Origin of the sequence: Loigolactobacillus coryniformis subsp. coryniformis KCTC 3167 = DSM 20001 (genome assembly GCF_002706425.1) — a bacterium.
In the GTDB taxonomy this organism is placed as follows: Bacteria; Bacillota; Bacilli; order Lactobacillales; family Lactobacillaceae; genus Loigolactobacillus; species Loigolactobacillus coryniformis.
Window position 1 is genome coordinate 2462371 of the sequence record NZ_CP017713.1, and the last position, 26290, is coordinate 2488660.

At 41.1% G+C, this 26290-nt stretch carries 20 protein-coding genes and 1 pseudogene; 7 read left to right on the forward strand and 14 right to left on the reverse strand.

Going from position 1 to position 26290, the window contains the following annotated elements; all coding sequences use genetic code 11:
- Positions 1-8: 8 nt before the first annotated feature.
- Positions 9-1517, reverse strand: a complete 1509-nt coding sequence (locus LC20001_RS12055; RefSeq protein WP_010012124.1) for a hypothetical protein — start codon at positions 1515-1517, stop codon at positions 9-11.
- Positions 1518-2088: 571 nt separating this feature from the next.
- On the opposite strand from LC20001_RS12055, the gene LC20001_RS12065 reads away from it, so the two are divergent.
- Positions 2089-3519 (forward strand): DDE-type integrase/transposase/recombinase, encoded by a 1431-nt coding sequence (locus LC20001_RS12065; protein WP_169925070.1) that lies wholly within the window; start codon positions 2089-2091, stop codon positions 3517-3519.
- Between the two features lie 236 nt (positions 3520-3755).
- Here LC20001_RS12065 and LC20001_RS12070 read toward each other — a convergent pair whose 3' ends face one another.
- From LC20001_RS12070 to LC20001_RS12095, 6 genes and pseudogenes are all read right to left on the reverse strand, one after another.
- Complete coding sequence (locus LC20001_RS12070) at positions 3756-4451, reverse strand: YczE/YyaS/YitT family protein (RefSeq protein WP_050781713.1); 696 nt, start codon at positions 4449-4451, stop codon at positions 3756-3758.
- Between the two features lie 59 nt (positions 4452-4510).
- On the reverse strand, positions 4511-5359 hold the full coding sequence (gene rhaD, locus LC20001_RS12075; protein ID WP_082602276.1) for a rhamnulose-1-phosphate aldolase: 849 nt from the start codon (positions 5357-5359) through the stop codon (positions 4511-4513).
- 30 nt (positions 5360-5389) lie between these two features.
- On the reverse strand, positions 5390-6667 hold the full coding sequence (locus LC20001_RS12080) for an L-rhamnose isomerase (protein ID WP_010012127.1): 1278 nt from the start codon (positions 6665-6667) through the stop codon (positions 5390-5392).
- Positions 6668-6741: 74 nt separating this feature from the next.
- Positions 6742-7056: an L-rhamnose mutarotase gene (gene rhaM / locus LC20001_RS12085; protein ID WP_010012128.1), complete on the reverse strand. Its 315-nt coding sequence runs from the start codon at positions 7054-7056 to the stop codon at positions 6742-6744.
- Positions 7057-7119: 63 nt separating this feature from the next.
- Complete coding sequence (gene rhaB / locus LC20001_RS12090; RefSeq protein WP_010012129.1) at positions 7120-8574, reverse strand: rhamnulokinase; 1455 nt, start codon at positions 8572-8574, stop codon at positions 7120-7122.
- Between the two features lie 575 nt (positions 8575-9149).
- Positions 9150-10498 (reverse strand): annotated as a pseudogene (locus LC20001_RS12095) (IS4 family transposase).
- A 391-nt stretch (positions 10499-10889) separates the two neighbouring features.
- Here LC20001_RS12095 and LC20001_RS12100 point away from each other — a divergent pair.
- Positions 10890-11645 carry an AraC family ligand binding domain-containing protein gene (locus LC20001_RS12100; protein WP_010012131.1) on the forward strand — a complete coding sequence of 252 codons (756 nt, stop codon included), beginning with the start codon at positions 10890-10892 and terminating at the stop codon, positions 11643-11645.
- Between the two features lie 43 nt (positions 11646-11688).
- On the opposite strand, the gene istB is transcribed toward LC20001_RS12100, so the two are convergent.
- Positions 11689-12435 (reverse strand): IS21-like element helper ATPase IstB, encoded by a 747-nt coding sequence (istB, locus tag LC20001_RS12105; protein ID WP_010012133.1) that lies wholly within the window; start codon positions 12433-12435, stop codon positions 11689-11691.
- A 1-nt stretch (position 12436) separates the two neighbouring features.
- Complete coding sequence (istA, locus tag LC20001_RS12110; RefSeq protein WP_003680666.1) at positions 12437-13660, reverse strand: IS21 family transposase; 1224 nt, start codon at positions 13658-13660, stop codon at positions 12437-12439.
- 31 nt (positions 13661-13691) lie between these two features.
- On the opposite strand from istA, the gene LC20001_RS12115 reads away from it, so the two are divergent.
- The 5 genes from LC20001_RS12115 (at position 13692) to LC20001_RS12135 (ending at position 19663) form a co-directional block, all read left to right on the forward strand.
- On the forward strand, positions 13692-14045 hold the full coding sequence (locus LC20001_RS12115) for a helix-turn-helix transcriptional regulator (protein WP_010012135.1): 354 nt from the start codon (positions 13692-13694) through the stop codon (positions 14043-14045).
- A 256-nt stretch (positions 14046-14301) separates the two neighbouring features.
- The gene (locus LC20001_RS12120; RefSeq protein WP_010012136.1) at positions 14302-15423 is read left to right on the forward strand and encodes an NAD(P)-dependent alcohol dehydrogenase; all 1122 of its coding nucleotides are present in this window, start codon (positions 14302-14304) and stop codon (positions 15421-15423) included.
- Positions 15424-15806: 383 nt separating this feature from the next.
- On the forward strand, positions 15807-17117 hold the full coding sequence (locus tag LC20001_RS12125) for an IS1380 family transposase (protein ID WP_099267166.1): 1311 nt from the start codon (positions 15807-15809) through the stop codon (positions 17115-17117).
- Positions 17118-17971: 854 nt separating this feature from the next.
- On the forward strand, positions 17972-19093 hold the full coding sequence (locus LC20001_RS12130; RefSeq protein ID WP_010012139.1) for an NAD(P)-dependent alcohol dehydrogenase: 1122 nt from the start codon (positions 17972-17974) through the stop codon (positions 19091-19093).
- Between the two features lie 261 nt (positions 19094-19354).
- Complete coding sequence (locus LC20001_RS12135; RefSeq protein WP_010012140.1) at positions 19355-19663, forward strand: winged helix-turn-helix transcriptional regulator; 309 nt, start codon at positions 19355-19357, stop codon at positions 19661-19663.
- Positions 19664-19871: 208 nt separating this feature from the next.
- Here the strand turns inward: LC20001_RS12135 and LC20001_RS12140 are convergent, their stop codons facing one another.
- From LC20001_RS12140 to LC20001_RS12160, 5 genes are all read right to left on the reverse strand, one after another.
- Positions 19872-21182 (reverse strand): enolase C-terminal domain-like protein, encoded by a 1311-nt coding sequence (locus LC20001_RS12140; protein ID WP_040473149.1) that lies wholly within the window; start codon positions 21180-21182, stop codon positions 19872-19874.
- A gap of 121 nt (positions 21183-21303) precedes the next feature.
- Positions 21304-22812, reverse strand: coding sequence for a UxaA family hydrolase (locus LC20001_RS12145; protein ID WP_029508078.1), 1509 nt, complete (start codon positions 22810-22812; stop codon positions 21304-21306).
- Positions 22813-22823: 11 nt separating this feature from the next.
- Positions 22824-23963, reverse strand: coding sequence for a glycerate kinase family protein (locus LC20001_RS12150; protein ID WP_010012143.1), 1140 nt, complete (start codon positions 23961-23963; stop codon positions 22824-22826).
- Between the two features lie 24 nt (positions 23964-23987).
- On the reverse strand, positions 23988-24875 hold the full coding sequence (locus tag LC20001_RS12155; RefSeq protein ID WP_010012144.1) for a dihydrodipicolinate synthase family protein: 888 nt from the start codon (positions 24873-24875) through the stop codon (positions 23988-23990).
- Positions 24876-24913: 38 nt separating this feature from the next.
- A complete protein-coding gene (locus LC20001_RS12160; RefSeq protein ID WP_010012145.1) occupies positions 24914-26239 on the reverse strand; it encodes an enolase C-terminal domain-like protein in 1326 nt (441 codons plus the stop codon).
- Positions 26240-26290 lie beyond the last annotated feature (51 nt).

Below are 26290 nucleotides of genomic sequence, written 5' to 3' on the forward strand. Positions count from 1 at the left end.
CCCCCTTCTTAAGTAAACCACACTTCAAAACCATGCGGCAAAAAAACACTGTATTGTTCGCCGCGGCAATGAATGCGAATCGGTCCTGATTTTGGTAACGCCGCAACCCGCTGGACCGCACGGCCAAACGGGGCAAAGCTGGCATAATGCGTGTAACCAGTCGCGCTAAATAGGCGCACGATCTCGTCCCGCGCCAATAACGTCGTCAATTCCAGATCATGATCGATCACCGCGTGCTGTGGCGCCCGCAAAACTAACTGCTGGAACTCCGCCAACGCCGCCGGACCCTCATTGGTAACAGCTGTCACCGCCGCCATTGCCGGATTATCCGCCGCCGTCAGCACCGGCGTAACTTTTTCCTGAGCCACGTACGTTACCGGACCAATCGTAGTCGCTTCCAGCAGATCAGCCATATTTTCCACGTCGATCCGATCAAATGGCGCATGCCGCGGCACCGCATCCGGCACTTTTAGCGTCGAATAATGCTGCAGCAACTCATCCAATTCACCAGTTAACTCCTTGATATCCAACGTTTGTCGGCGGACGTGCTCAAATTCTTGGCTCAGCAACTTGATCGCATTTAAAATCGTTTGAAATAACAAATAAATCGAATCCAAACTACTATCGATTGCCTGACTACTGGCGGTAAAACTCAACGCCATTTGCTTTAATTGCCGCTGCACGTATGCTTTAGTACGGTTAAACCGTTGCAGCAGCCCAGCTTGATCGCCGACTGCATTGGCCGTATCCAGATCATCACTACCTTGTTGCGACCGCGCCACCTGCGCCGCAAAATCACGCAAGTTAGCTAATCCTTTGATATACGACGCTTGCTGCAACAATTGCCGATAAGCCGGCACCGCCTTTTGCTGGAGCATCTGCTGCAACTGTTCCGCCGCTACACCCCCATGGTTGAAAGCCAGATCATTGGCCAATTCATCCAGATCTTCATCTAACTTGTGCATGCCCTTCATGACGTCCTCGTAAGCCGCCAACATGTTGGCAAAATCATTATACAGTTGCGTCGTGGCCGCGCTGTTTGGTTCCTGCGCTAATTTACGAACTAAAGCGCAAAACTCATTGATCCGCAGCGTATTGGCCGTGACGGTGCTTTCCGCGTCGACCACCTTTTGCATCATCCGTAAATATTCGATGCCACTGCTGGTGATCCGGTAGATCGCCGTTTGCTGGATCAGCGACTTGCCGCTTTCCGTGTGCCGCCGCACCTTGCGCGTATTGGCCTCCACCAGCCCAGCCTGCTCCGTCAGTACATTAAGTACCTTACGCAAAACCTCATCGGAAATCGGCGCCTCATCATTGTCAGTGTCCAAATAATCGTTATTGTATTTACGCGCCAAAAAATCCAGCGTACTGGGCACGCCACTATTCGGGCTGTCGCGATACAAAATCATCAATAAATTCCAACCCGCCAGCGGATGATTACGGTTCAAACCTAATTCCGCCGCGAGTAATAATTTTTTCAACGGTTGCGCTAACGTTAGACTGATGGGACTCACCTACTTTTTGGGGATAAATTACTTTTAGTATACGAGATGCGGGGTGGATTTGCTAGGGTGAGTGCAGTAGTTAAGCTGGATTTTATTAACGAGCAGGATTTAAAAAATGAATAAGCATAAATTCATGCTGATTTCTTCTTAGCTAACTGATTCAAATTTTTACTGATTATATCGATCAATATACCAAGAACTTCACTTTTTTCTGCTATTTTCCATTTAAAAGACTAACCTTCATTACCTTGCTTACCGATTTTATCACAATCTACATTAAAAATTGCTTTGGTCGTCAGACGTTCTAAATCTTATAATTGATGTAAATAAACATGATAACATCGACTGGGAGTCTCCATTACAAATACATCAATTTCTATAAACTCACCCAATGTTGTCAAATATTTTCTTAATCCTTCATAACTAAAGCTATGCATTTTAATTCCTCCTCGTATTATCAGGTACTGTCAAACGTACCTCGTTTTTGTTATTAATTTCCGAATATTAAAAAACACCCGAACGTCTTTTTCTGGTATTCTTGGTGTGCGAACAACAAGAAAATCCAGAAAGAAGGATTCGAGTGCATACACCATTAATAGCCTATTTAGTTCTAATAATCAAGCTCCAAAGACAAATTATTTTGATCCTTTTAGCTCAGTTGGCTGAGATCTTTGATCATTCACGGCTGCCAAGCGCTGATAAACCGGTATTCAAGCGTTTTAACCAATTTCAGGTCGATGAGAAAGTCCCACTACTTCAAGCTGATATCGGTTCTGAAGCCCTCGACTACCAGCAGTTGATCGCTGAGTCGCTTGAAAAGAACGGTAAGCCGATACTGCCAGTCAGGCGGCGTAAACCAATCAGCTTTGCGGCGCAAGACTGTCCGCGGTGCTCGGCACCACAGGACTATCTTTACGCCAATAACGGTGCTGGCGGTCAGCTACGGTGCAAGGTCTGTCAGTTCAAGTTTCAAGATGGTCACGCCGAGAAGAATAAGACGGTCGCTTTACGTTGTCCTTATTGCCAGAATCGCCTGAGTATTCACAACCGTCGGACCAAGTTCGACGTCTGGTGTTGTTACAACGATAAGTGCGCATTTCGCCTTGGTGCGATCGCCGCAATGTCACCGGCTGAAGTCGCTGACTTCAACGTCCATCCAACTGCCCACAAGGTGCGCTACACTTGGCGAACCTACAACTTTGAACTTAAAGGCATTGCGCCAGAATCGCCGATCCAAGCACCGGTAGACCTCGATCGGATTCAAGCCAGCCCTGAAGTGCTGGGCTTGGTGCTGACCTATCACATCAACTATGGTCTGTCAGCGCGGCGAACCGCGGCGATCATGTACGATATTCATGGCGTTAAAATCTCACACCAGACCATCCATAACTACGAAATGGCGGTAGCCGCTGTTGTCCGGCCTTTCTGGGCGAATTATCCTTACGCACTGTCCGATCAGATTGTTGGTGACGAGACTTACGTGCGCGTGAAAGGCAAGTGGCACTATATCTTCTACTTCTACGACGCCAAGTGTAAGCTCATTCTCGCCGACTACGTGACCCCTAATCGCACAACCGAATCAGCGGTCATTGCGATCAACCAAGTCCTCCAAAAGATGCCTCAGATCCCTGAGAAGCTTAACTTCGTCGTTGACGCGAATCCGATCTACCAAGTTGCCCAGATCTATTTTGCACAACAGGGCATCAAGTTTGGCATTCACCAGGTTGTTGGTCTTGAAAACAAAGATGAGATCAGTCGTGAGTACCGCTTCTTAAAGCAAACCATTGAGCGCTTGAATCGTTCCTACAAAGAAAATTATCGTTCCAGTACCGGCTTTGGCTCTGCCACAGGTTCAGCGAGTTACACGGCACTTTATTCAGCGGCCTATAACTTCTTGCGGCCTCATGAAGCACTGCATTACCGCATTCCTGTTGAGTTACCACAACTCAAACCGTTTGAACGAATGCCGGACAAATGGCTGGCGCTAATTGAACTGGCGCAGTCTCAATGACCAACAGCAGCCTAGATATTCTGAAAAATCAGACTAACTAAGGCTTAATTTGTGTACCCTAGAACACATAAAATAGGCAAGATCCAGTGAGAAGCAACACCTGAATTAAGTTCGATTCATCCGTGAACGGTGATTCCATATATTAATCGTCATCCCCCCTTGAACATCCGGTTTTGAACTTGGGTTTCATGGAACTTTAGACGTTACCTATTATCGCTTTTTCTAACAGTGAAATATTATGCGTGCATCACTGGCATTAAGTTACTAATTCCATAATGCCGTAATCCCTTAAACATATGTTGATCAAAAAAGCCAATGAATGTTCCTTGGAAAAACAAACAAATCAAGGTGCCGATATTGACTGCATACAATTGTTTTGCAGTCAAAAAAGTAACTAGCATGATCAACACGGGTGGAATATAATGTACCATCTGGGCGATCGTGGCATTGCCTTTTAAATAGCGAAAACGCAATATCTGCATAAAGTCATCATTAGGGTGTAGTACAATATTAGCCCGCTGATAAATTGAAGTAGCCAATGCAACACATAAAATACCAAAGATATCAATAGCAATACGCACTAACAATGGTAATTGGTTGATGCCCAAATGAATGATAATTTGTGTAAATAATTGGATCAGATAACTAAATGGCGTAATGAAAAGTAAATTACCGCAAAAACGATGCCATGAAAGTTGTCTAGTTAAGATCATATTCGCTATTGCCACTAATACACCGCATATAAATAGTGTTGTACGTAAACTTAATGGCCAAATATGATACAGATTAACTGCTGAAGCGGTCCAAACTGCACTACCTAAATTAGTTGCGATCGTTAATGAATGACCAGTAGCGTTAATCAATAATGATAAACCCAAATAGCCCCAGCGTTTACCTAAGTCGTGTGTTTGAATTCTATTAATAGTGTTCATCTCCTCAATAAATAGCAAAACGAACCACCTTATGAAAGATGATTCGTCTTGAAATCCAACTATTTATTTTCTACTAACGACTTACCGGTTAAGAAGTCTGGGTTAGGAGTTAAACCGAACCGGTTGGCCAAATCAGCTAAGTCATCATCTGTAATTTCTTGTAAACATTGCCCACCTTGAGCACGAATTGTTGTATAAATCAATGCGGCTTTTTCAATAGTTTCGATCAAGCCATAGGTTTCATCCATCGAATCACCAGCACCAAAAACACCGTGATGTGGCCATAATACGGCACGAAAATCCTTCATCTTTTCAGCAGTAGCCTCGCCGATATCATTGGTCCCCGGAGTCATATAAGGAATAACCCCAAGTCCTTCAGGGAAAACAACTACTGATTCAGCTTGCATTTTCCACAAAATACGACTGAATGTTTTTTCATCCAATGGTAGTGTAAAACTCATAGCAATCAAATTAGTTGGGTGGCAATGCATAACTACACGTTGATTACTATCTTTATGCAAACGATTGATATGGGTCATTAAATGTGAAGGAAATTCACTTGTTGGCTGTGCGCCATCATTATACCCCCAGAGAATGTCAGCACTATGTCCATCCGCTGCAATCTGAACTAGACCAGTCTCAGCTTCAGGGTTGTCAATAACGTTTTTAAAGTAGCGCCCTGTACCTGTAACTAAGAAGTACACACCTGCTAGTTCGCTAGCATCAAAATCAATTGGTACGTTCCGTAACACTTTATTCGTATCTGCATATTGGCTAACTTCTTCTTTAGTCAAGCGATAGCTAACATTTCCACCATTACGTTCGTCCCAGCCATGAGTATACAATCCATGTGTAATTTTACACATTTCTTCTACATATGGTGAATCAATAAATTTTTGTTGTGACACGATCGATGATCCCCTTTTCTCTATGTTTAATTAGTTGCGCTTCATTTGTACGTCTTTTTCATATTGCTGAATATTCTTCATCCAGTCTGTACCAACTGGCGTGCCATGATCTTGACAGAATTTATCCCAAACAGCACCAAATGGCATACTCTTAAGCTCTTCTGTTTCAATTAGGCGTGTAGTGAAGTCAGCGTCATATTCTGCTTGTTTCAACTGTTCAATTGGTTCGAGCATTGCTTGCAGTAAGGATTTTTGTGTAGCCCGCGCACCAACGACCCAAGCAGCAACCCGGTTGATAGTTGCATCGAAGAAATCTAGTCCTAAATGTGTCCGTTCCAAATAATTATCCCGTACCAACGAGCGTGTGATGCGGACTAATGCTTCATCCATGATCACTGTATGATCAGAATCCCAACGTACAGGCCGGGAAACGTGCATGAATAAATCTTTCTTAGTGAATGGGAAGTAGGAAGCAAATTTGTCCGAAACATCTTCAGTTGGATGGAAATGTCCGGCATCGATCGTCCATAAATGACCCCGTGAAACGGCATAGTTTTCATAAAACAAATGTGACCCTACAGTGTAAGATTCGATCCCAGGGGCACCGAATAATTTACCTTCAAAGGCATCTTGGGTATTTTTTTCATCATATGGTTTAGCTTCAATTTCATCCAAAGCAGCTAATAAACGTTCACGTGGTGTCCGCTTATCGATCGGGTTATCTTTAAAACCATCTGGGATCCAGAAATTGTTGTAGCAGGTTTGACCTAATTTTTCACCAATATAATTAGAAACTTCACGCGTTAATTTGCCGTGTTCGATCCAGTAATCACGAATTGCTTTATCTGGTGAAGCCACAGTCATATTATCTTTAACTTTCGGATGTGAGAAGAAAGTCCCGTTGTTGTCTAAACCAATGCCTTCCTTCTTCGCCCAATCGATCCAGTAATCAAAATCTTCTGGACGAATATCATTGAAATCTTTTTTCTTACCGTCTTTTGCAACCGCATAGATCATATGCAAAGCGACTCTATGTTTCCCAGGAATCAAACTTAATGCTTCATGCAAATCAGAAGTCAATTCATCTGGTGTCCGTGCAACGCCAGGATAGTTCCCAGTGACTGCGATCCCACCAGTTAATTCAGCTTCTGGATTCAAGAAGCCATGAATATCGTCGCCTTGCCAGCAATGTAACGATAATGGTACTTGTTCTAAGCGTTTCATTGCTGCGTCAGTATCAACACCAAGTTCTGCGTAACGTTCCTTTGCAACTTCATATGCTTTATCGATTGTTTCTGCTTTAACCATATCTAAAACACTCCTCATAATATGTTTTTATTTTAAAATTTATTACCCGATTAAACTCAGTAATGACTGATTGTTCAATCTAAATGAAATACTTCCTCAAGGTCGTCTGCCACCGGACTTTCATCCGGGTTAGTTTTCATAATTGGCTCCATATAATGCCACCATTTTTTACAAATATCGGTTTCAGCAATGGCGTTATACGTCGCAACATCAGGTACTTCAAGATACGCTAAAGTCTGACCATTAGCTCGATTAAGATAGATCGAATAATTAGTGGCTCCATGATCTTTCAATGCTTTTTGCATTTCTGGCCAAATTTCCGCATGGCGCTTAGCGTACTTGTCATAGGAATCTGGGTTGATATACATTACTTGAGCGATCCGTTTCATTGATTGCCATTCCTTTCTTAAGTAAGCCTTCATCAATTTATTTTTTAAAGATTAGAACCAAATTTATTTAACACTAGCTAAGAACGCTTGATATTTAGCTAAAACACCGCTATAGGCATCGTTTTGCGGTGTAAATGTCTTTAGATCAAAAGAATCAGCAATCAAATGACGACCAGCTACTACATCTTTGACCTCGCCGCTAGTAATCATTTGCACAATGATATTACCAATTGCGGTTGCCTCGCTCGGGCCGGCCACGACGGTTACATCAGCTAAATCAGCTGTCAGTTGATTCATTAAGGCAACGTTCGACCCACCACCCACAATATTAAGTGTCGTGATCGGACGACCAATAATTACACTAAGTTTATGCACGGAATCGGCGTAATACAGCGATAAATTATCGTAGATTGCCCGCGCCAATTCGCCCGGTGTTTTAGGGACAAACTGATTGGTTTCTGCTGCATAAGTCTGTAATTCTTGGATCATATTATCCGGATTTTGGAAACGTAAGTCATTGACATCGATAAAGAGCTTAAACGAAGTCTCTTTTTCGGCAAGCGCTGCCAATTCAGCAAATGAGTATTGATCATTTAATTCTTCCTTGACCTTTTGGATGATCCATAATCCCATAATATTTTTCAGGAAACGGTAAGTGCCATAAGCACCCCATTCATTGGTGTAATTCTCCCGAAAAGCAGCTAAACCGTTTTCTGGTGTATTTAACTCAGCACCAAGTAAGGACCACGTTCCAGAACTTAGAAAGGCCCAATTATCACCAAAACCAGGTGTTCCTACGACCGCACTAGCAGTATCATGAGTAGCCGTTGTGATCACATCTGTTTCAGGAATATCATATCGTTTCCGCCATTTACGCCGCACACTACCTAATAACGTTCCCGCTTCAACCAGATGTGGGAATTGATCGGCCTCTACACTAACCTCGCTCATCAAGTCTTTATCAAATAAGCCTTGGCGTAAATTCAACATTTGGGTAGTCGATGCATTGGTTACTTCGGTTACCGCATTACCAGTCAAAATATAGCCTAAATAATCTGGAATCATCATAATTTTATCAGTTTCTTCCAGCTTCTCTTTATCTTCAGTGTACAGTTGATATAGCGTATTAAAGTTTTGAAACTGAATACCAGTTTTTTCGTAAATATATTCTTTTGGTAATGCTGAAGTAAGATTAGTGATTGCAGAATTAGTTCGTGCATCGCGATAGGCGATCGGGTTATGCAATTTATGTCCTTCTTCATCAACTAATACATAATCAACAGCCCATGTGTCAATACCTAAATTAACCCGATTAATTCCACGAGCTTTGATTTTTTCTAAACCAGTTAAAATCTCCTGTACAAGATGATCAATCTGCCAGCAATCATGGCCATCTTCGGTGGTAAATCCATTTTTAAACCGATGTACTTCTTCTAGTTTTAGTTTACCTTCATTTACAGTTCCAAGAATCAAACGTCCACTCGAAGCACCGATATCAACTGCTACATACGTATTCATGCTTTAACACCTCAAACTCTTTTTTTATTCAGTGTATCGCGTTACTCCTGAATCACTAACTATTCACTATGCCATGCTAAGGTCCCATCAAAAACTTTTGGATACAGAACTCTGACCAACCGGAATCATTATTCGTATATCACTAAAAAGCAGATTGACGAGTAATATATAAATTCACTAATTCATATATTCACTATATATGATCATTTCTAATGTGAATTAAATATAAAAATCATATTTTATATTTAATTTACAACACGTTTTAGTCTTTTAAGATATTGAACTACACTTATGATCACACTTATATTTAACCGCTTACATTAAGCCGTAACAAGACCAAAACTTTAGAAAGATTGGAACAGAAACGCATAATACCCTGAAGAATTGATTTCTATACTTAAATGAATTTATGATAAAAGATTAAATTCATTGCAAGTTTAAATCCTTCTGAAAATACCACAGTATAACAACATAAATACTACTTTTTTTATAATAACTAAAGGTTGAAAGTATCAAAATAGACCGTAACCATTGATGTCAAAAGGTTATGGCACGATATATTACTAGTTTCCACTTCATTGAGCATTACCGAGTAGCCTGGCCAGGCTATTCGGTAATGCTTTTATAAATTCGTCAAAAATAATAGTTAATGTTTCAACCGCCATGTCGAGTTTTTCACCTAGACCAGTAATTGTTTGTATCAGCCAATTCAACGCACTTACTAACTTAATATCAGGCAACGGTCGTCCATAATCGAAGAATAAGTCACCCAGCGTCCTGTCGTCCGTATTTTCACGTTGCACCAATGCAAGGACGTCATAGCTTAACATGACCATTGCTAGGTGACCGCAAAGCCCATCATAGCTTTGGACTTGAGTCTGATCAAATTGCAGGTATTGTTTAGCGACTTTAAAATAACATTCGATCTGCCAACGCCGACCGTACATCTGAATGATTGCTTCTGGTCTTAGGTCAGTCATTGTGGTCGCCAACACAAGATATTGATCAGCCTGGCCACGTTTGGTTACGAAGACTAACTTCATTGGGATTTTTTCGCCATCAACTTCAAATGTGACGATTGGACTGTATAGATAGCTATCCTTAATTGGCCATTTACTGCGCCGTAAGTTAGTGTATAAAGTCTTAATATCCATTTCTCGGCCACGATAACGAAAATAGACTTTTTTAGTTTTTTTCAACATACCAATCCCATGACAATGACGTTTTAGCAATGCCGCAAACATACGCGGTGATGCATACCAGCTATCGAATAAGACGTACTTGGCCTTGATGCCGGATTTGATTGCATCATCTACTAATTCTAAAGCGACATCGGTCATTTTACGGGTTGCCTGTGTACGTCGTTTCGCGGCCAGTGATCGTTGATCACTGGACTTAAGGTGCCCAAACCGATTTTTGGCGTGGCTTGATGACATCAAGGCAAAGTTCAGCGGTAAAAAAGTATTGCCGTCACTCCAGCCTAAAGTTAGTGTCCTAAAGCCTTTAAAATACTGCTGTTTGTCGTGGTCAAAACACGAGCTAATAATTCGGTTTTGCGTGAAAATTCACGTTTAAACAATGAATCATCAATGATCAAGGCTTGTCGCCGTCTTGGATCGGTAAAATGTTGCACGTATTGGATCAAATGGATCGCTAATAGCTGAACCAGCCGTTGCCAATTAATATGTGGATCATTTAGACAATTGCGAACAGTTCGTTTTGAAAAATCGTTAGCCTTTTCTGCTCTAAAAATGGAGTAGCGATTAAAGATGGTGGTCAATAACCATTCAAATAAGCGTTCAGTTTTAATACCGCGCGATTTATGGATATTGACACGACGCAAAATAGCGGAGAGATGGACCAATTTTGAAAAATGAGCAAAAGAATGATGAATATCAGTGTCATTGTATTGTATAGTAGACATAGGCATGAAACTCCTCTGTATGGTTTTTGTTTAGACGCTTTAAGTATACAGATGTGAATGGTTTCATGTCTATTTTTGTAGCAAAAAAGTCCTAACAGATCAGGGCTTAAGTGGAAATATTAACTTTCAACCTTTAGATAATAAATAGTACTAAAATTACTTAGAAATTAGCTCTGTGCGACTGACTTATACTCTATAAAATAACAATCACTTAATTATTGCAGTTGAACAGCAACTTAATTCAGTTATAATAATTTATGTATGCGGATTCTTTTGATCAAAAAGAAGAACGGACAGAGAACAAACCTATTGGTGAAATTAGCATTAATATTTATGCTCGTTCTAATACATAAATATAAAAATTTCACTTAAAACTTATTGGGAGGGCGCTATGGACATAAAAATCTTTAAATCATTACAAGCATTGTCAGCCGTTGAACTTGAGCAGCAGCAAAATCACTATGTCAGCGACGATATTCCACCAGCTGCAATCGATTTAAAGGCAAGTCATGAATATAAGGTTCCGGTCATCAATAATGATTATTTTTTCAGAAATTGCAGTGTTGCTATTCGTAAACATAATCGCTTTGCACCTTATCCAGTACACACGCATCAATTTTTTGAGATCAACTATATGCTTCGCGGACATGCAACAGAGTATGTTAATGATCATAAAGTTGTATTGAACGAAGGGGATGTTTTGTTATTAGATATTGGTAGCCAACATCGAATTGATGCACTTGGCACAAACGATTTACTGATAAATGTGCTCTTTCGTGATCGCAATATCTCTTTAGATCTAATTTCTCAGATTCAAGCAGCTAAAAGTGTTCTCTATGACTTTCTAATTAACAATATGGCTACCAACCCTAAGAAGGGACAATATATTCTTTTTAAAAATTTTGGTAGCGGCAACAATGAGATTCAAGCCACATTTGATGCCTTGATTACCGAGTATTATCATCAACGTGATTTTGCCGATACGATTATCAAATCACAGTTAACAATTTTAATTGCTCAACTCGTACGTAATAATCGTATCCCAGTAACTACTACATCTCCTACTCAGAAGCTTGCAATAGACCTATTAGATGAAATTAGACAACATTATCAGGAAATTAGTTTAGAGGTGTCAAGGGCGGCGTAAAAATGTAGGTTTATGGCGGTTAAAAAATGTAGGTTTGTGGCGGTCAATCGGCTCCCTTAATTCGATAAGATTTACCGGTGATTTTAATTACGTAGGCATGATGAACCAACCGATCTAGAATAGCGGCAGTAACAGTCGGATTTTGAAAAGTTTCGACCCAGTTTGAGAGGTCGCTATTACTTGTAATAATGGTTGAATGCCGCTCATACCGTGCATTGATCAATTGAAACAAAAGATTGGCTTCATCATGATTGATCGGTAAATAACCGATCTCATCAATGATCAATAGCTCGTAGCGGGCATAACGACTAATGTTACGGTCTAACGTCCCTTTAGCATCAGCTGCCCGTAAATGCGCCAATAGTTCATGACAGTTGATAAAAAAAGCTCGTTTACCCTGATGACAAGCCTCAATACCGATACCAATCGCTAGATGCGTTTTCCCCACACCAGGACTACCAATGAAAATCAGATTCTTGTGTTGTTCGAGAAAGGCTAAGTCTTGAAAGCCTAAGATTTCTTGCTTATTAATACTGGGTTGAAAATTAAAATCAAAGGCGCTCAGGGCCTTCGCCTGAGGAAAACGGGCCCGTTTGATGATTCGTGCTATTTGTTGGCTTTGTGTCCAGGCCAATTCAGTGTTCGTCAGCTCAAGCATGGCATCGGTAAATGAAAGCTGTTGCCCGTTGATCTGATCAATATATTCCGGCAAATAGGCGTGCATCTTACTTAATCCTAGAACATCGAGATTATTGAGTAACGCTTGGAATTTAGTTGTTGTTTGTCGCATGTTACACCTCGTCATAGGCACTCATATGGGCCGCAATATAAGCTTTGATGTCCGTCTCACTACGTCCCTTAAGTAGATCTGAACCAAGAATATTGATCTGGTCATCCTCGTTGTAATTAAATTGCTGGGTTGTAATATCGTGCGCGCGAATCAATTCTCCGTTATAATAAATTTGGATGTGATGTTCATCATTAGACAGTTCAATATTGACTGTCCGTCCGATATACCGTGGATCCACGGAGTATTTGCATTTGCGAAAGATAACCATTGATTCCTTCGACACGACACGGGTAATGTCTTCTTCGAAGAAGGGTTTAAGTAGGTCATCTGGTAGCTGGTGCAGGTACTCTTTTTCTTCGGCCAGCCACTTATCTTGTGGGATTTCGTTGGTAGCCTGTGAGACCTCATGATTAAGTTCATCGCAGAGATTGTCAACTAAGTTAATCAACTCAACCCCATCACAGAACTCATAATTGTAGGGGCGTAGACGTTCAACGGTGCGAGCTAATGCTTCAACTGAGCCTTTAGTTTGTGGTCTAAAAGCGCGACAAGCGATGGGTTTATAGCCTGCGTCCTGACTAAACTGACGAAAACGTTCATTGAAAACGGGGTGACCAAAGTTTGATTTTGAATGGTCAACGACTTGCTTCATGTTATCGAACCAGATCTCAGTTGGTACGCCGCCGGTGTGCCAAAAAGCGTCATCAAGGCAATTAAATAAAGTATCTTGGCTGCGTTCGAAAATCAAAGTCAAATATTTTAATTTTGAGTAAGGTAAGACATATAGAAAAATATTAAAATGATAGGGCTTATTTTCCTTGTTGTAAAGCGTCATCTCCTCTTTCCAATCAACTTGGGCTGAAAGACCAGCAGTGTGTTCAACTCGGATCGTTGCTTTGTGCGTTCGCGCTTTACGAATAGAGGCACAATAGGTTTTAACGATCGTATATTGACCCTGAAAACCTTTCTTCTGAATGAACTTAAAAATCGCCATGGCTGAACAGTTCAGTTCAAGTTTGGCCTTGATAACATCACGATAGGGATCAAGCAGGCTAGGGCGTTGCTTTTTCTGTTTCTGTGGCTTGGCGTCACCTTCCTTTACTTCTTGATAAGCTTTCTTGGCAGTGCGATAGTCAACGTCATATTGTCTGCTTAAAGCGGCATAATTGGGTTCGATATCATTATCCACGTAACGTTTCACTCCTTCTCTAATGTCGTGTCTCACATCATTAACCTCCCCGATTAAGATGTGATTAATGGTATCAAAAAATGTAGGAAAACCGACAATTTCTCACCGCCCTTTTCCTACATTTTATAACCGCCGTTTACAAGAGGCGCTTTCTAATAAATATTCATACAATAAGAACTACCTTAGTAATCTATTCCATAAAGTAGTTGGTAAAACCTTTAGCGAGGCACTAACAGAAGAACGACTGATTCATGCTCGAGAATCAATTCAGCACACAGCACGTCCAATCACAGTAATATGCCATGAAGTAGGCTTTTCAAACAAAAGTTTCTTTTATCATAAATACGCTGAAAAATTTGGGTGCACGCCTAAAGAAGACCGTCAACTAGGTAAACAGCAATTTTTAACCGCTAGTTTATAATTGAAATCTGTAAATATGCCTCTTTTAAAAATAATAAAGCCACTAATTCCCGCTGGCACTAGCTAGTTACTAGGTATTTCGTGTAATAGAATACTAAAAAAGTAGGAACAAATATTTACCACTTATTGAAAGCGCTTGATAAGGTTAAAATATGTGAAATAATAAACATTGTAAAAGCATTGTTTAAAGTCATTTTGATCAGTAAATTTTGATTTCAAAACTTTCCACTATCGTGGAGTAATAGGAGTGTTCATTTATGAAAATTAAAGCAGCAGTTGTTGCCGAACAAGGCGCAGACTTTAAATTAAAAGATGATATTGAACTAGCAGAAATGCAAGCTGATGATATCCAAGTCCACATGGTAGCCAGCGGTGTCTGTCATTCCGACGAAGCTTTGCGCAAAGGTGACGCCACGATCGCTTATCCCATTGTGCTAGGCCATGAAGGCGCTGGGATCGTGGAAAAAGTTGGATCGCACGTTCAAAACTTCAAACCTGGCGATCACGTTGTTTTATCTTTCTATGCTTGTGGTAATTGTGAAAACTGCCTCAAAGGGGTACCAACACAATGCTTGCATTACGCAGATAACAACTTATCTGGCGTTCGTCCAGATGGTACCGCTCACTTTACTGAAAATGGTGAACAGGTCGCTGATATGTTCGATCAATCATCATTCACCACAACAACCGTCGTGCGTGAACGTAACGCCGTCAAAGTTCCTGACGACTTAGACTTACGTAAATTAGGACCTTTAGGTTGTGGTTACGTCACTGGTAGTGGTACTGTCTTGAACACCTTACAACCACGTCCTGGTGACACAATTGCCGTCTTCGGGACCGGCGCTGTCGGTTTAGCTGCCATGATGGCGGGTAAGATCTCTGGCTGTATCAAAGTTATCGCCGTTGATATCGTGGACGAACGTTTAGCTTTAGCCAAAGAATTAGGTGCAACTGACACGATCAATAGTAAAAATGAAGATCCCGTAGCTGCGATCAAAGCCTTAACTAACGGCCGTGGTGTTAACTTTGCCGTTGATACTACTGGCGTTACCCAAGTTATGGAATCCTCGATCAAAGCTCTAGCGCAAGGTGGCGTTTCCGCTTGTATCGCCGTCACGGCTCACCACATTGATCTTGATACCTGGAATGACCTTTGTGTTGACGACAAATCAGTGATCGGCGTTAACATGGGTGATTCAATTCCACAAATTGATATTCCTCGCTTGATTGAATTCTACCGTCAAGGGATGTTTGATTTTGACAAGACTGAGAAATTTTATAGTTTTGATCAGATCAATGAAGCTAACGCTGACTCGATCAGTGGTAAGACGATCAAACCCGTATTGGTGATCGATCCTGAATACCAACCTGGGAAATAAACTTTTTAATATAAAAATGCTCAAGTTACCAATGGTATGTAACTTGAGCATTTTTATATTGACGCGCTTATTGATAGAATCCTTTAATCTTCGTTATCAAAGAGAGGATTTGAAGAAAAACAATATAGCAACAGCGTAAATAATAACGATTACTCAATTATCGTTCACATCAGTACTCTCATCTAATTTCATAGCAATCTTTAACCTCTTAACATAAGCCTGAATTATTCACCATAAGTTCTCCAAGTACAGTGTCACCCCGTTATCATGGGCGGTACTGTGTTTTTTATTTTTCACCTTTTTAGTGCAGAAAAAGAACCTCCGATTTGGTATAGTTGATTCACCACAAGTCAGCTATCCACCAAAAGAAAGAGGTCCTTCTCATGGCAACTTTACCGGAAAAACGAGTTAATTTCAATCCTAAATTACATATTTCGCACACTGGTGGTGAACTTTCCACTGATGCTGGGCTAGTGTTGGTCAAAGAATTAATGGCGCAACTCAATTTCACGACCTTAGCGTATCAATTAGTCCATTTTGATGACCAGCGCCATTACGCTCGTTACAGCAACGTTAGTCTACTAGAACAGGTCGTGCTGCAGTTGATCGCCGGTTACCCGGCCGATCTAGCTGCCACCAGTTTGCGCAATGACCCCACATTTAAATTACTATTGGCACAACCGCAATTGGCCTCACAACCGTCATTATCCCGTTTTTGGCAACGCTGTGACGAGCAGACCATCACCTCATTACAAACGTTGAATCAAGCATTGCTTGACCAAGCGTGGACTGGCGCCAAGCAACAACAGCTGATCCTCGATATTGACTCGACTCACGCCGATACTCATGGTCATCAGGAAAAAACGGCCTTTAATGCGCATTACGGTACCACGGGTTACCATCCGCTGGTCGCTTTTGACGGGCAAACGGGCCACTGTTTAAAGGCTCAATTGCGCCCAGGTAATGTTTATACCAGTACGGATATTGCCCCCTTTATCACACCACTACTACAGCACTATCATCAAGTCAAACCGAACGCTGATATCTTGGTCCGCGGGGATAGTGGCTTTGCGACTCCAGAATTATACGAAACTTGTGAAGCCAACGACACTTTTTACTTGATCCGCCTGAAAGCCAATCGGCGGCTGAACCAACTGGCTGAACGTTTTGTTCAGATCAGTGATGAGCAGAATTGGACTGAGACCGAGGTCCATTATTATCGCGCGTCTTATCAAGCCCGATCATGGCCTAAGCCGCGCCAGATCTATATTAAATCAACTCGACCAGCTGGTGAATTGTTATTTCAACATGAATACCTTGTGTCCAATTTAACGAGTTTTGTCGCCGAAGATGCGTTTCAAGCCTATCATCAACGGGGCCAAATGGAAAATTATATCAAGGAAGCCAAGGCTGGCTTTTACCTGGATAAAATGACTAGCTCGCAATTTATACCAAATTATGCCCGCATGATGCTCAGTGTCCTCGCTTATAATTTAGTCAGCTTGATGCGCCAATTGTTGCCTGTACAACATCAGCGATTACAGGTTACAACCTTGCGCTTATGGCTGTTTAAAGTAGCGGGTAAGCTGGTGACCAGCGGCCGGCAACTTTATCTAAAATTAAGCCGCCACCACGTCTATCAGGATTTGTTTTATCAACTGTTAGCTCGAATCCAAGCGCTACAGTGGGGCTAAACTGGTGCAATAAATCAAAAAAAGTCGGTTCGGCCAAGGGGCAAGTATGCTCAAAATTGAGGATCAAAAATTTATCCAGCCCCATAATTTGGTAGCCTTTAGCAAAAACAGTACATCTTGGTTTGACTACACCATAGCAGCACGAGAATTGGTCCAAAATTGTGCGGTATGCCGATATTAAACCTCGTATGAATAATTCGGGATTTATATAAACAATGAGTAAAAGCCGCTTCTCATTCTGTTAGCCCTCAATAACAGCTATGAGAGTCATATAAAACTCACCTAAACTCGCTTAAAAGATATTCCAAATTAGAAATTTTTTTCTAGCCAAGACCTATAAAAACTCTAAATCACCTCTTTTCAGACACAAAAAGAACCTCCATTCTGCTATAGTTAAATCTTTAAACGTAACTATCAAGTTCACAGAAAGGAGGTTCTCTCTACGGCAACCTTATCGGAAATAAGATTGAATTTCAACTTAAATGCCGGTATCTTCACAAAGGTAAATCTTAACGTTGCATTTTTTGAATATAGCTTAACATCCCTGGATTAAGCAACTTACAGATTAAACTTATTAGATGTTCCAGAGAATAGCTGATAGAACATGGAAAATCATTTGTTGCTACACCATGTTTTCATACAAATAGACTCATTGATCATTCAACATGTAAATATGATACTAAATAATTATTGTAGTTTGCAATTATTTCATGAAGCTTTATACATAATAACGTTTATAGACGATCATATTCTCATCAATTATTTTTATTTGCATTTAAGCAATTGCAAAAGAAAAAAATATGTGAAATAATTACCAATGAAAGCGATTCACGAATATTAAGGAGTGATTTAGATTGAAAATTAAAGCAGCAGTTGTTGATAAACAAGGCGCCGAATTTAAACTGAGAGACGATATTGAACTTGCCGAAATGCAAGACGACGATATCCAAGTCCACATGGTTGCCACTGGTGTCTGCCATTCTGACGAAGCTTTACGTAAAGGTGATGCCACGATTGCTTACCCAATTGTTTTAGGCCACGAAGGCTCTGGTATCGTGGAAAAAGTTGGTTCCCACGTTCAAAACTTCAAACCAGGCGATCACGTTGTCCTGTCATTCTATGCTTGTGGCAACTGTGAAAACTGTCTCAAAGGGGTGCCAACACAGTGTTTACACTACGGCGCCAACAACCTTTCCGGCGTTCGTCCCGATGGTACCGCCCACTTCACTGAAAATGGCGAAAAAGTAGCCGATATGTTTGACCAATCATCATTCACCACAACTACTGTTGTCCGTGAACGCAATGCCGTCAAAGTTCCTGATGATTTAGACCTACGTAAATTAGGTCCTTTGGGCTGTGGCTACGTCACTGGTAGCGGCACCGTTTTGAATACTTTACAACCACGCCCTGGTGACACCATCGCCGTCTTCGGTACTGGCGCCGTTGGCCTAGCCGCCATGATGGCTGGTAAGATCTCTGGTTGTACCAAAGTCATCGCCGTTGATATCGTTGATGATCGTTTAGCTTTGGCCAAAGAACTAGGCGCTACCGATACGATCAATAGTAAAACTGAAGATCCTGTCGCAGCTATCAAAGCCTTGACTAACGGCCATGGCGTCAACTTCGCCGTTGACACTACTGGTGTGACTCAAGTGATGGAATCTTCGATCAAGGCTTTAGCACAAGGTGGCGTCTCCGCATGTATCGCCGTTACCGCCCATCACATTGACGTTGACACTTGGAATGATCTTTGTGTTGATGACAAATCCGTCATCGGTGTTAACATGGGCGATTCAATTCCACAAATCGATATTCCCCGCTTGATCGAATTTTACCGTCAAGGCATGTTTGATTTTGACAAGACCGAGAAGTTCTACAAGTTTGATCAAATCAACGAAGCAAACGCCGACTCGATCAGTGGTAAGACGATCAAGCCTGTACTGGTGATTGATCCTGAATATCAACCAGGAAAATAGTTATTAAAGTTACAGCAAAATAGGGCCCTGAGTACAAGAAAATCTAACTCAGGAACCCTATTTTTTCAGCAATAATTGTTGTAACAACTCCCCATTCGGCTAATTGTAAGCATGTTTTCTGAAAATAAATGCCACTTATTAAGCAAATCATTTAATATAGATGCTTCTTTATGGTAAACTATATTTCGTTAATCTTTTATGAAATAATCAATGAAAACCGTATAAGAACACATTTAATATTAAAGAGAGGATCTTAATTCAATGGATAACTATACATTAGGAAACAGTGTCAGCTTGAAGCTACTAAACGATAAGTGGGCAGGTATCATTATTGCTAATTTAGACGAAACACCAAGTGACTTTATGAATTTACGTGAAAAAGTCCATGGCTTATCAACACTTAATCTGTTTAATGAAGTGAGCAAATTAAATCAGTTTAACCTCCTGGACTTAACCGAGGATCGGCGTATTGCTTTAACCAATAGCGGCAGTTCATTTAAAAATATCTTAAGTGAATTGAATCGTTGGGGTAATCAACATGCTAATCTAAAATTAGTTGCAGAATACTAATTTTCAGATAGAAATGCGCACGTAACAGCAGGTATGTACAGTTACTTTTCCACAACCAGGAAAAAGTACTAATCATCGTTGCTGTTATGTAAGAATTGTCTTAATGAGGCGCAACCTTTTAACTATAATATCCAGAAGAGCAAGAACGGAGCCGCAACAGCAAATTATGTTGCGGCTCCGTTTCAATTTATCTGGTCATACTTGCCTATTACCGGACCAAAGTTGGACGATTAGGATCAAATTTCCAACCGGGAATTAAATATTGTATTGCTAATGCATCGTCACGATCATGGTGCTTTAAGGTTGCATACAAGGCATGCGCAGCTTCCAATTTCTCTAAGTTAATATTTATTCCTAATCCAGGGCGTTTAGGAATTTTAATATAACCATCCCGAATTTGCAGCGCATCGTCACACAATTGTTGATCGTCTTGCCAAATAAAATGAGTATCAATTGCCGTAATATTCCCTGGAGCAGCGGCAGCGACTTGAGCGTATAAAGCAAGTGTGATATCAAAATGATTATTGGAATGTGACCCCCAAGTTAGTCCCCAATCATTCAAAACACTAGCCATCCTCAAGCTACCGTTGATTCCCCAAAAATGGGGATCAGCGAGCACAATATCAACTGATTTCATCATTAAGGATGGATAAAATTGTTTCCAGTCTGTTGCAATCATATTTGTTGCAACCGGCATATTGGTTGCGTTCTTGTAAAAACTCATGATCTCGCGACCAGAAAAACCACTTTCGGGTCCACAAGGATCTTCTAAATAAGTTAACGCATGCCCATGCTTTTTGGTTAAATCAATTGCTTCTTGCAACGACCACGCGCCATTCGGATCAAGATTGATCCGTGCAGTCGGGAATCTTTCATGCAACGCTTCAACTGCCTGCATTTCTTCTTCACCGCTAAGCACGCCACCCTTTAATTTAAAGCTTTTAAATCCATAACGCGCTTGGGCAGCTTCGGCCTGCTTGACAATACCATCAATTGTTAAAGTCTCTTTACGTCTAACTTTACCCCAGACATCATCATCGTCATCGTGAATATAAGGTAAATCTGTTTTGCGATAATCAGCAATATAAAATAAATAGCCCAGCATTTCTACGGCATTCCGTTGACGACCATCACCGATAATATCACATAACGGCAGATTAAGAAACTTACCGTATAGATCTAATAGCGCACATTCAATCGCTGCTTCAGCATGAACGACATATTTTAAATTAGCTAAGTTTAATTGCTGCAACCCTTGGCCGCTATCATTTTTATCACGCCAGCCTTTTTGACGAATGTCATTCAAAATACGCCGATACTCAGAAATTTTCTGACCAATGATCAGCGGTCGATAACTCTCTAATGACTTGGTGATTGAGTCACCACCATGAATCTCGCCAATTCCCATTTGACCAGAGTCATCCGTTAACACAACGATATTACGTGTGAAATACGGATAATGAGCACCGCTTAAAGTTAACAGCATACTATCACGACCAGCGACGGGGTAAACCTTCATCTCTGTAATTTTTGGAATTATATTTGTCAATTAAATTTCCTCCTTTATCGTTTAATTAAAAGCGATGACAAAATTCAGTTTGTCATCGCTTTTTCATCCATATCAACACTAAAATTTAATTCTAGGTAATAGGTGCCGGGTTAAAAATACAAATATCATTAAATAGGCCCAGTTGTTCAGCCACTGGTTGAGCTCCACTAGCAACATCAATGATAAAGTTAAATAATTCAGTTCCAACTTCCTCGACGGTTTTATCGCCAGTCGCAATTGTTCCTGCGTTAATATCGATCAAATCTTGCCAAAATTCTTTCAGGTCAGTCCGTGAACAAACTTTAATTACTGGTGCCGCTTCTAGATTATAAGGTGTACCGCGGCCAGTCATAAAGACTTCCATTCCCATACCTGAAGCTAGCTGCATCGTACCGCAGACAAAGTCACTAGCTGGTGTTGCGTTAAAAACCAAACCGTGCTTAGTTGGGATTTCACCTGCACTAACAACTTGCGTAATTGGTGCTGCACCTGATTTAGCAATAGACCCCATTGATTTTTCAACGATCGTTGATAAGCCACCTGCTTTATTACCAGGAGTCGGATTAGCTGAACGATCAACGCCACCTTCGGCCAAATAGTTGTCGTACCAACTCATTTCTTTAGCTAATTTATCGCAATTAGGCTTGTCCGGAATACGTTGTGCAATAAACTCAACCCCATCACGAACTTCAGTAACTTCGGAAAACATAACAGTCGCACCACCACTGACCAATAGATCAGAAGCGTAGCCGGCCGCTGGGTTAGCCGTTACACCGGAAAAGGCATCACTACCACCACATTGCATGCCTACTGATAATTTTGATAATGGTAATTCCACTCGCTGACGTTGGTTAAGAATCTTTAACTTTTTTTCAGCCATAGCGTACAAGGATTTGAGAATATTTTGAAAACCATGTTCATTTTGCAATAAAATAAAATTATCATCAGTGATATCGGCCTCATCCATAACTCGATCAGGCGTTAGTTTTTCACAACCTAAACCAACTACCATTAATTGCCCACCGAAATTAGGATTTTTCATAATATTCCGTACAGCCCGAATTGGAATTTTTGCTTCAGGTGCGTCAATGGCAACGCCACAGCCGTAAGCATGACTAATGACGACAATATCATCTACGTTGGGGTATTTCGGTAATAAGTCTTGCTTCATTTTTTTGACCGCAACCTTCAGGATACCAACCACACATTGGACAGTCGTCTGAATACCAAGGATGTTGCGCGTCCCAGCATAATCGCTACCATCGTTGTCGTAGCCCATGAAGGTTGTCCGCGGTGGTTCAGGTAAATCGGCATCAATGTTAGTATTATAGGGCATATTGTGCAGCTCAGGTGACTTGGGCAAAACCAAACTGTCCTCGTTGATCCAGTCGCCAGCCTTAATATCTTCCTTTGCGTAACCAAGTACAACACCATAACGGCGTACAACACCCGCCTTGGGGATATCGATCAAAGCAACCTTATGTGCTTGCGGAATATCCTCATTGACTTGAATCGTATCAGTTGCATAATCACCTTTTTTTAAATCGTGAATCGCAATAGCAACGTTATCATTACTACGCATCATAACTGTATTTCTCATTTTTAGGCCTTCTAACTTTCTTGTCTAAAAGATCCAAATGCCTTAAAAGCGGTAAAGCCAGCATTTGCCACCAATGTTGCAATATCTTCTTTTGCCTGTTGAAACGTCATTGGACGATTAGTTGACGATAAGACTAAATCAAAACCAGCTCGATAAATCTCTTTGAGATCAGGACCAACACTGCCGACAATTGCAATCACCGGTAAATGATGTTGTTTAGCTAAGCGTGCCACACCAACCGGTAACTTACCGTGCAATGATTGCCCATCAATTTGGCCTTCACCGGTTATCACTAGATCTACATTTTCCATACGTTGGCCTAATTGCAGGATATTGATAATCTCATTAATGCCCGGCTTGATTTCCGCCTGACAAAAAGCCATCAGACCAAAACCAGTACCGCCAGCTGCGCCAGCCCCAGGTTTAATTGCATAATCTGTGTGCAATGTGCGTTCAACTAACTGTGCCAAACACCGCAAATTATTATCCAATGTCTTAACCTGTTCCACCGTTGCCCCTTTTTGCGGCCCATAGATTGCACTCGCGCCGTTTTCACCAGTCAGTGGATTATTCACATCAGATAAGCCAATAATTTGAGTTGTCTTTAATCGTGGATCAATGGTTGTCAAATCAATCGTTGTTAAATCACACAATGAATCAGCACCTTGTGCTAGCTCATTGCCTTTTTGATCATAAAAATGTGCACCCAATGCCTGCGCCATACCAACGCCACCATCATTTGTTGCACTACCACCGAGACCAACATAAATTGTGGCTACTTGTTGATCTAGTGCCGCCTTGATCAGTTGTCCAACGCCATAAGTGGTCGTTTTACACGCATCAAGTTGATCTTGAATCAACGTAATTCCGGATGACTCGGCTACCTCGATCACTGCAGTTTTTGCGTCTAATAATCCCCATGTTGCCTGTACTGGTGTTCCTAAGGGTCCAGTCACCTCTGTTTTCAACAATCGTCCACCAGTGGCAGCTACCATACTGCAAACAGTACCTTCACCGCCATCAGCAATCGAAATTGCATCAACTTTTGCGGTTGAATCAGCACATAAAATTCCTGCTGTAATATATTTAGCAATTTCTATCGAGGTAGCACTTCCCTTAAAGGAATCAGACGCTATAAGTACTCTATTCATAGCAATCCCTCGATTATAATTAATTTAGTTTAATTTATCCAATTCACGCTTAATATCTGCGTAAACTTTACCAGTGGAAGGTGTGCTTGGTAGAATCGGCTTGCCAACATTCAATCCCAGAATATTAGCCATATCCTTAGTTGCTACTGGGAAACTAGCTTCATTTTGAACCAAGCGTGCTGGATTCAACTTAAACTGGGCAGCACGTGAACCTTTGTAATCGCCTTGTTGAAATTTATCATAAATCGAGACAATCAATGGTGCTAACGCATTAGCTGTTGAGCAAACGCTACCATAAGTGCCTAAGCACAAACCTAGGTAAATCAATGTATCCTTACCAGTGAAAGTTCTAAATTCAATATCTTCTGTTAGGCGAATAATTTCACTTAATAAGGTCAAGTTGCCGCTTGAATCTTTCATTCCAACAATATTCGGTACCTGATGCGCTAAATCACTAATTAACTTAGCGGAGAGACCATAACCAACCCGTGGATTGTTATAAACTAGAACCGGCGTATCCGGAATTGAATCAGCAATTGTCTTATAATGCTGGAATAATTCTTCATCAGTTGGTGCTAAAAACATTGGTTGTAAAATTGAAACAGCATCAGCCCCAAGTTCAACAGCTTTTTTGGCTAATTTAAGACCACGACGAGTCCGAATTGGCCCCATTCCAAAATAGACTGGCACTCTGTTTGCCGCCTGTTCTTTGATTACTTTGAAACCATGTGCTAATTCATCATCATCAAACATATAGAATTCTGAATTACTACCAAAGGCGAGAATTCCTTGAACACCGCCTTCAATCACATGGTCAACGATCATCCGTAGTTTAGCGTCATCGATATTTTCTTGTTCATCAACTGGCGTTACGAGTGGAACGATGATTCCTTTGATTCTTGATGTATCCATTATTATTGCACACCTTTCTTACCTAGTTAACTATAGATTTAACGTACTAACGCAGGTTTTTTCGGATCAAATGACCAACCCGGAACCAGATATTGCATAGTCTTAGCATCATCCCGTGCCCCTAAGTTATTATCAAGATACAACTGGTGGGCTGCTTTGACCGCAGCTAAATCTATCTCCACACCCAAGCCTTCGTTAGTCTTAGGTACAGTTAATTGTCCATCCTTGATTTGATAAGGATTCTTAGTCAAGCTCTGCCCGTCTTGCCAGATCCAATGCGTATCGATCGCATAAATATCGCCTGGTGCCGCCGCAGCCGTATTAGCCACGATAGCTAGAGAAATATCAAAATGATTGTTTGAGTGGATCCCCCAATTCAAGCCAAAGTCATGGCATAATTGCGCCACACGAACGGAACCTTCCATTGTCCAAAAATGGGGATCGGCTAATGGAATAGAAACACTATTTAACGCAACTGCATGTTGCATTTGGCGCCAATCGGTATCGACCATATTAGTTGCCGTTGGTAAATTGGTTGCCTTACGAAACTCAGCCAAAATCTCACGTCCAGAGAAACCATCCTCTGCACCACAAGGATCCTCGGCATAAGTTAAAATTCCCTTTAACTCTTTAGCGTACTCAATTGATTCCGCTAACGACCAAGCACCATTGGGGTCAAGGTCTAACTTTGCATCAGGGAAAGCTTGGTGCAAGGCTTTAATTGCTGCGACTTCATCTTCGCCTGAAAAAACGCCACCCTTAAGTTTGAACGTTTTAAACCCATAACGCTTATAGGCTGCCTGGGCTTGACGTACAATTCCTTCCGGTGTTAATGCTGGCTGCCGGCGGACTGTTCCCCAATCATCACTGTCATCATCATCATGAATATAAGGTAAATCAGTCTTTGTCCAATCACCAACATAAAATAGATAACCTAAAACATCGATTTTTTCTCGTTGTTGACCATCACCTAATAAGGCAGCTACAGGAACGTGTAAATATTTACCTAATAAATCTAGAAAAGCCGTTTCAATTGCAGTGACCGCATGGATCATAATGCGTTGATCAAAAGTTTGTTGTCCACGACCACCAGCATCTAAGTAAGCAAATTGCTTTTGCATCGTTAATAAAATACTTTTGAATTGACTAATCGGTTGACCAATTACCAAGTCTTTGGCTTTCTCTAATAGCTCGGTTATTTTTTGACCACCCGGAACTTCACTAACCCCAATCTCATCTTTATCGGTGGTTAAAATCACAATATTACGGGTGAAGAATGGGCCGTGAGCACCACTCAAATTAAGTAGCATACTATCGTAACCAGCGACTGGGTAAACATCCATTTTAACAATCTTAGGTACCATCTTGATCATTCCTTCACTTTTATATTGAGAGAAAAAGGTGAAGTGCGTTTT

Excerpts from the sequence above, each read along its gene's own strand:
- LC20001_RS12070 (WP_050781713.1), bottom strand. The coding sequence starts at position 4,451 with ATGAACACTATTAATAGAATTCAAACACACGACTTAGGTAAACGCTGG.
- LC20001_RS12080 (WP_010012127.1), bottom strand. The coding sequence starts at position 6,667 with ATGGTTAAAGCAGAAACAATCGATAAAGCATATGAAGTTGCAAAGGAA.
- rhaM (WP_010012128.1), bottom strand. The coding sequence starts at position 7,056 with ATGAAACGGATCGCTCAAGTAATGTATATCAACCCAGATTCCTATGAC.
- rhaB (WP_010012129.1), bottom strand. The coding sequence starts at position 8,574 with ATGAATACGTATGTAGCAGTTGATATCGGTGCTTCGAGTGGACGTTTG.
- LC20001_RS12100 (WP_010012131.1), top strand. The coding sequence starts at position 10,890 with ATGGACATAAAAATCTTTAAATCATTACAAGCATTGTCAGCCGTTGAA.
- istB (WP_010012133.1), bottom strand. The coding sequence starts at position 12,435 with ATGCGACAAACAACAACTAAATTCCAAGCGTTACTCAATAATCTCGAT.
- LC20001_RS12115 (WP_010012135.1), top strand. The coding sequence starts at position 13,692 with ATGGTATCAAAAAATGTAGGAAAACCGACAATTTCTCACCGCCCTTTT.
- LC20001_RS12120 (WP_010012136.1), top strand. The coding sequence starts at position 14,302 with ATGAAAATTAAAGCAGCAGTTGTTGCCGAACAAGGCGCAGACTTTAAA.
- LC20001_RS12125 (WP_099267166.1), top strand. The coding sequence starts at position 15,807 with ATGGCAACTTTACCGGAAAAACGAGTTAATTTCAATCCTAAATTACAT.
- LC20001_RS12135 (WP_010012140.1), top strand. The coding sequence starts at position 19,355 with ATGGATAACTATACATTAGGAAACAGTGTCAGCTTGAAGCTACTAAAC.
- LC20001_RS12140 (WP_040473149.1), bottom strand. The coding sequence starts at position 21,182 with ATGAAGGTTTACCCCGTCGCTGGTCGTGATAGTATGCTGTTAACTTTA.
- LC20001_RS12145 (WP_029508078.1), bottom strand. The coding sequence starts at position 22,812 with ATGAGAAATACAGTTATGATGCGTAGTAATGATAACGTTGCTATTGCG.
- LC20001_RS12150 (WP_010012143.1), bottom strand. The coding sequence starts at position 23,963 with ATGAATAGAGTACTTATAGCGTCTGATTCCTTTAAGGGAAGTGCTACC.
- LC20001_RS12155 (WP_010012144.1), bottom strand. The coding sequence starts at position 24,875 with ATGGATACATCAAGAATCAAAGGAATCATCGTTCCACTCGTAACGCCA.
- LC20001_RS12160 (WP_010012145.1), bottom strand. The coding sequence starts at position 26,239 with ATGGTACCTAAGATTGTTAAAATGGATGTTTACCCAGTCGCTGGTTAC.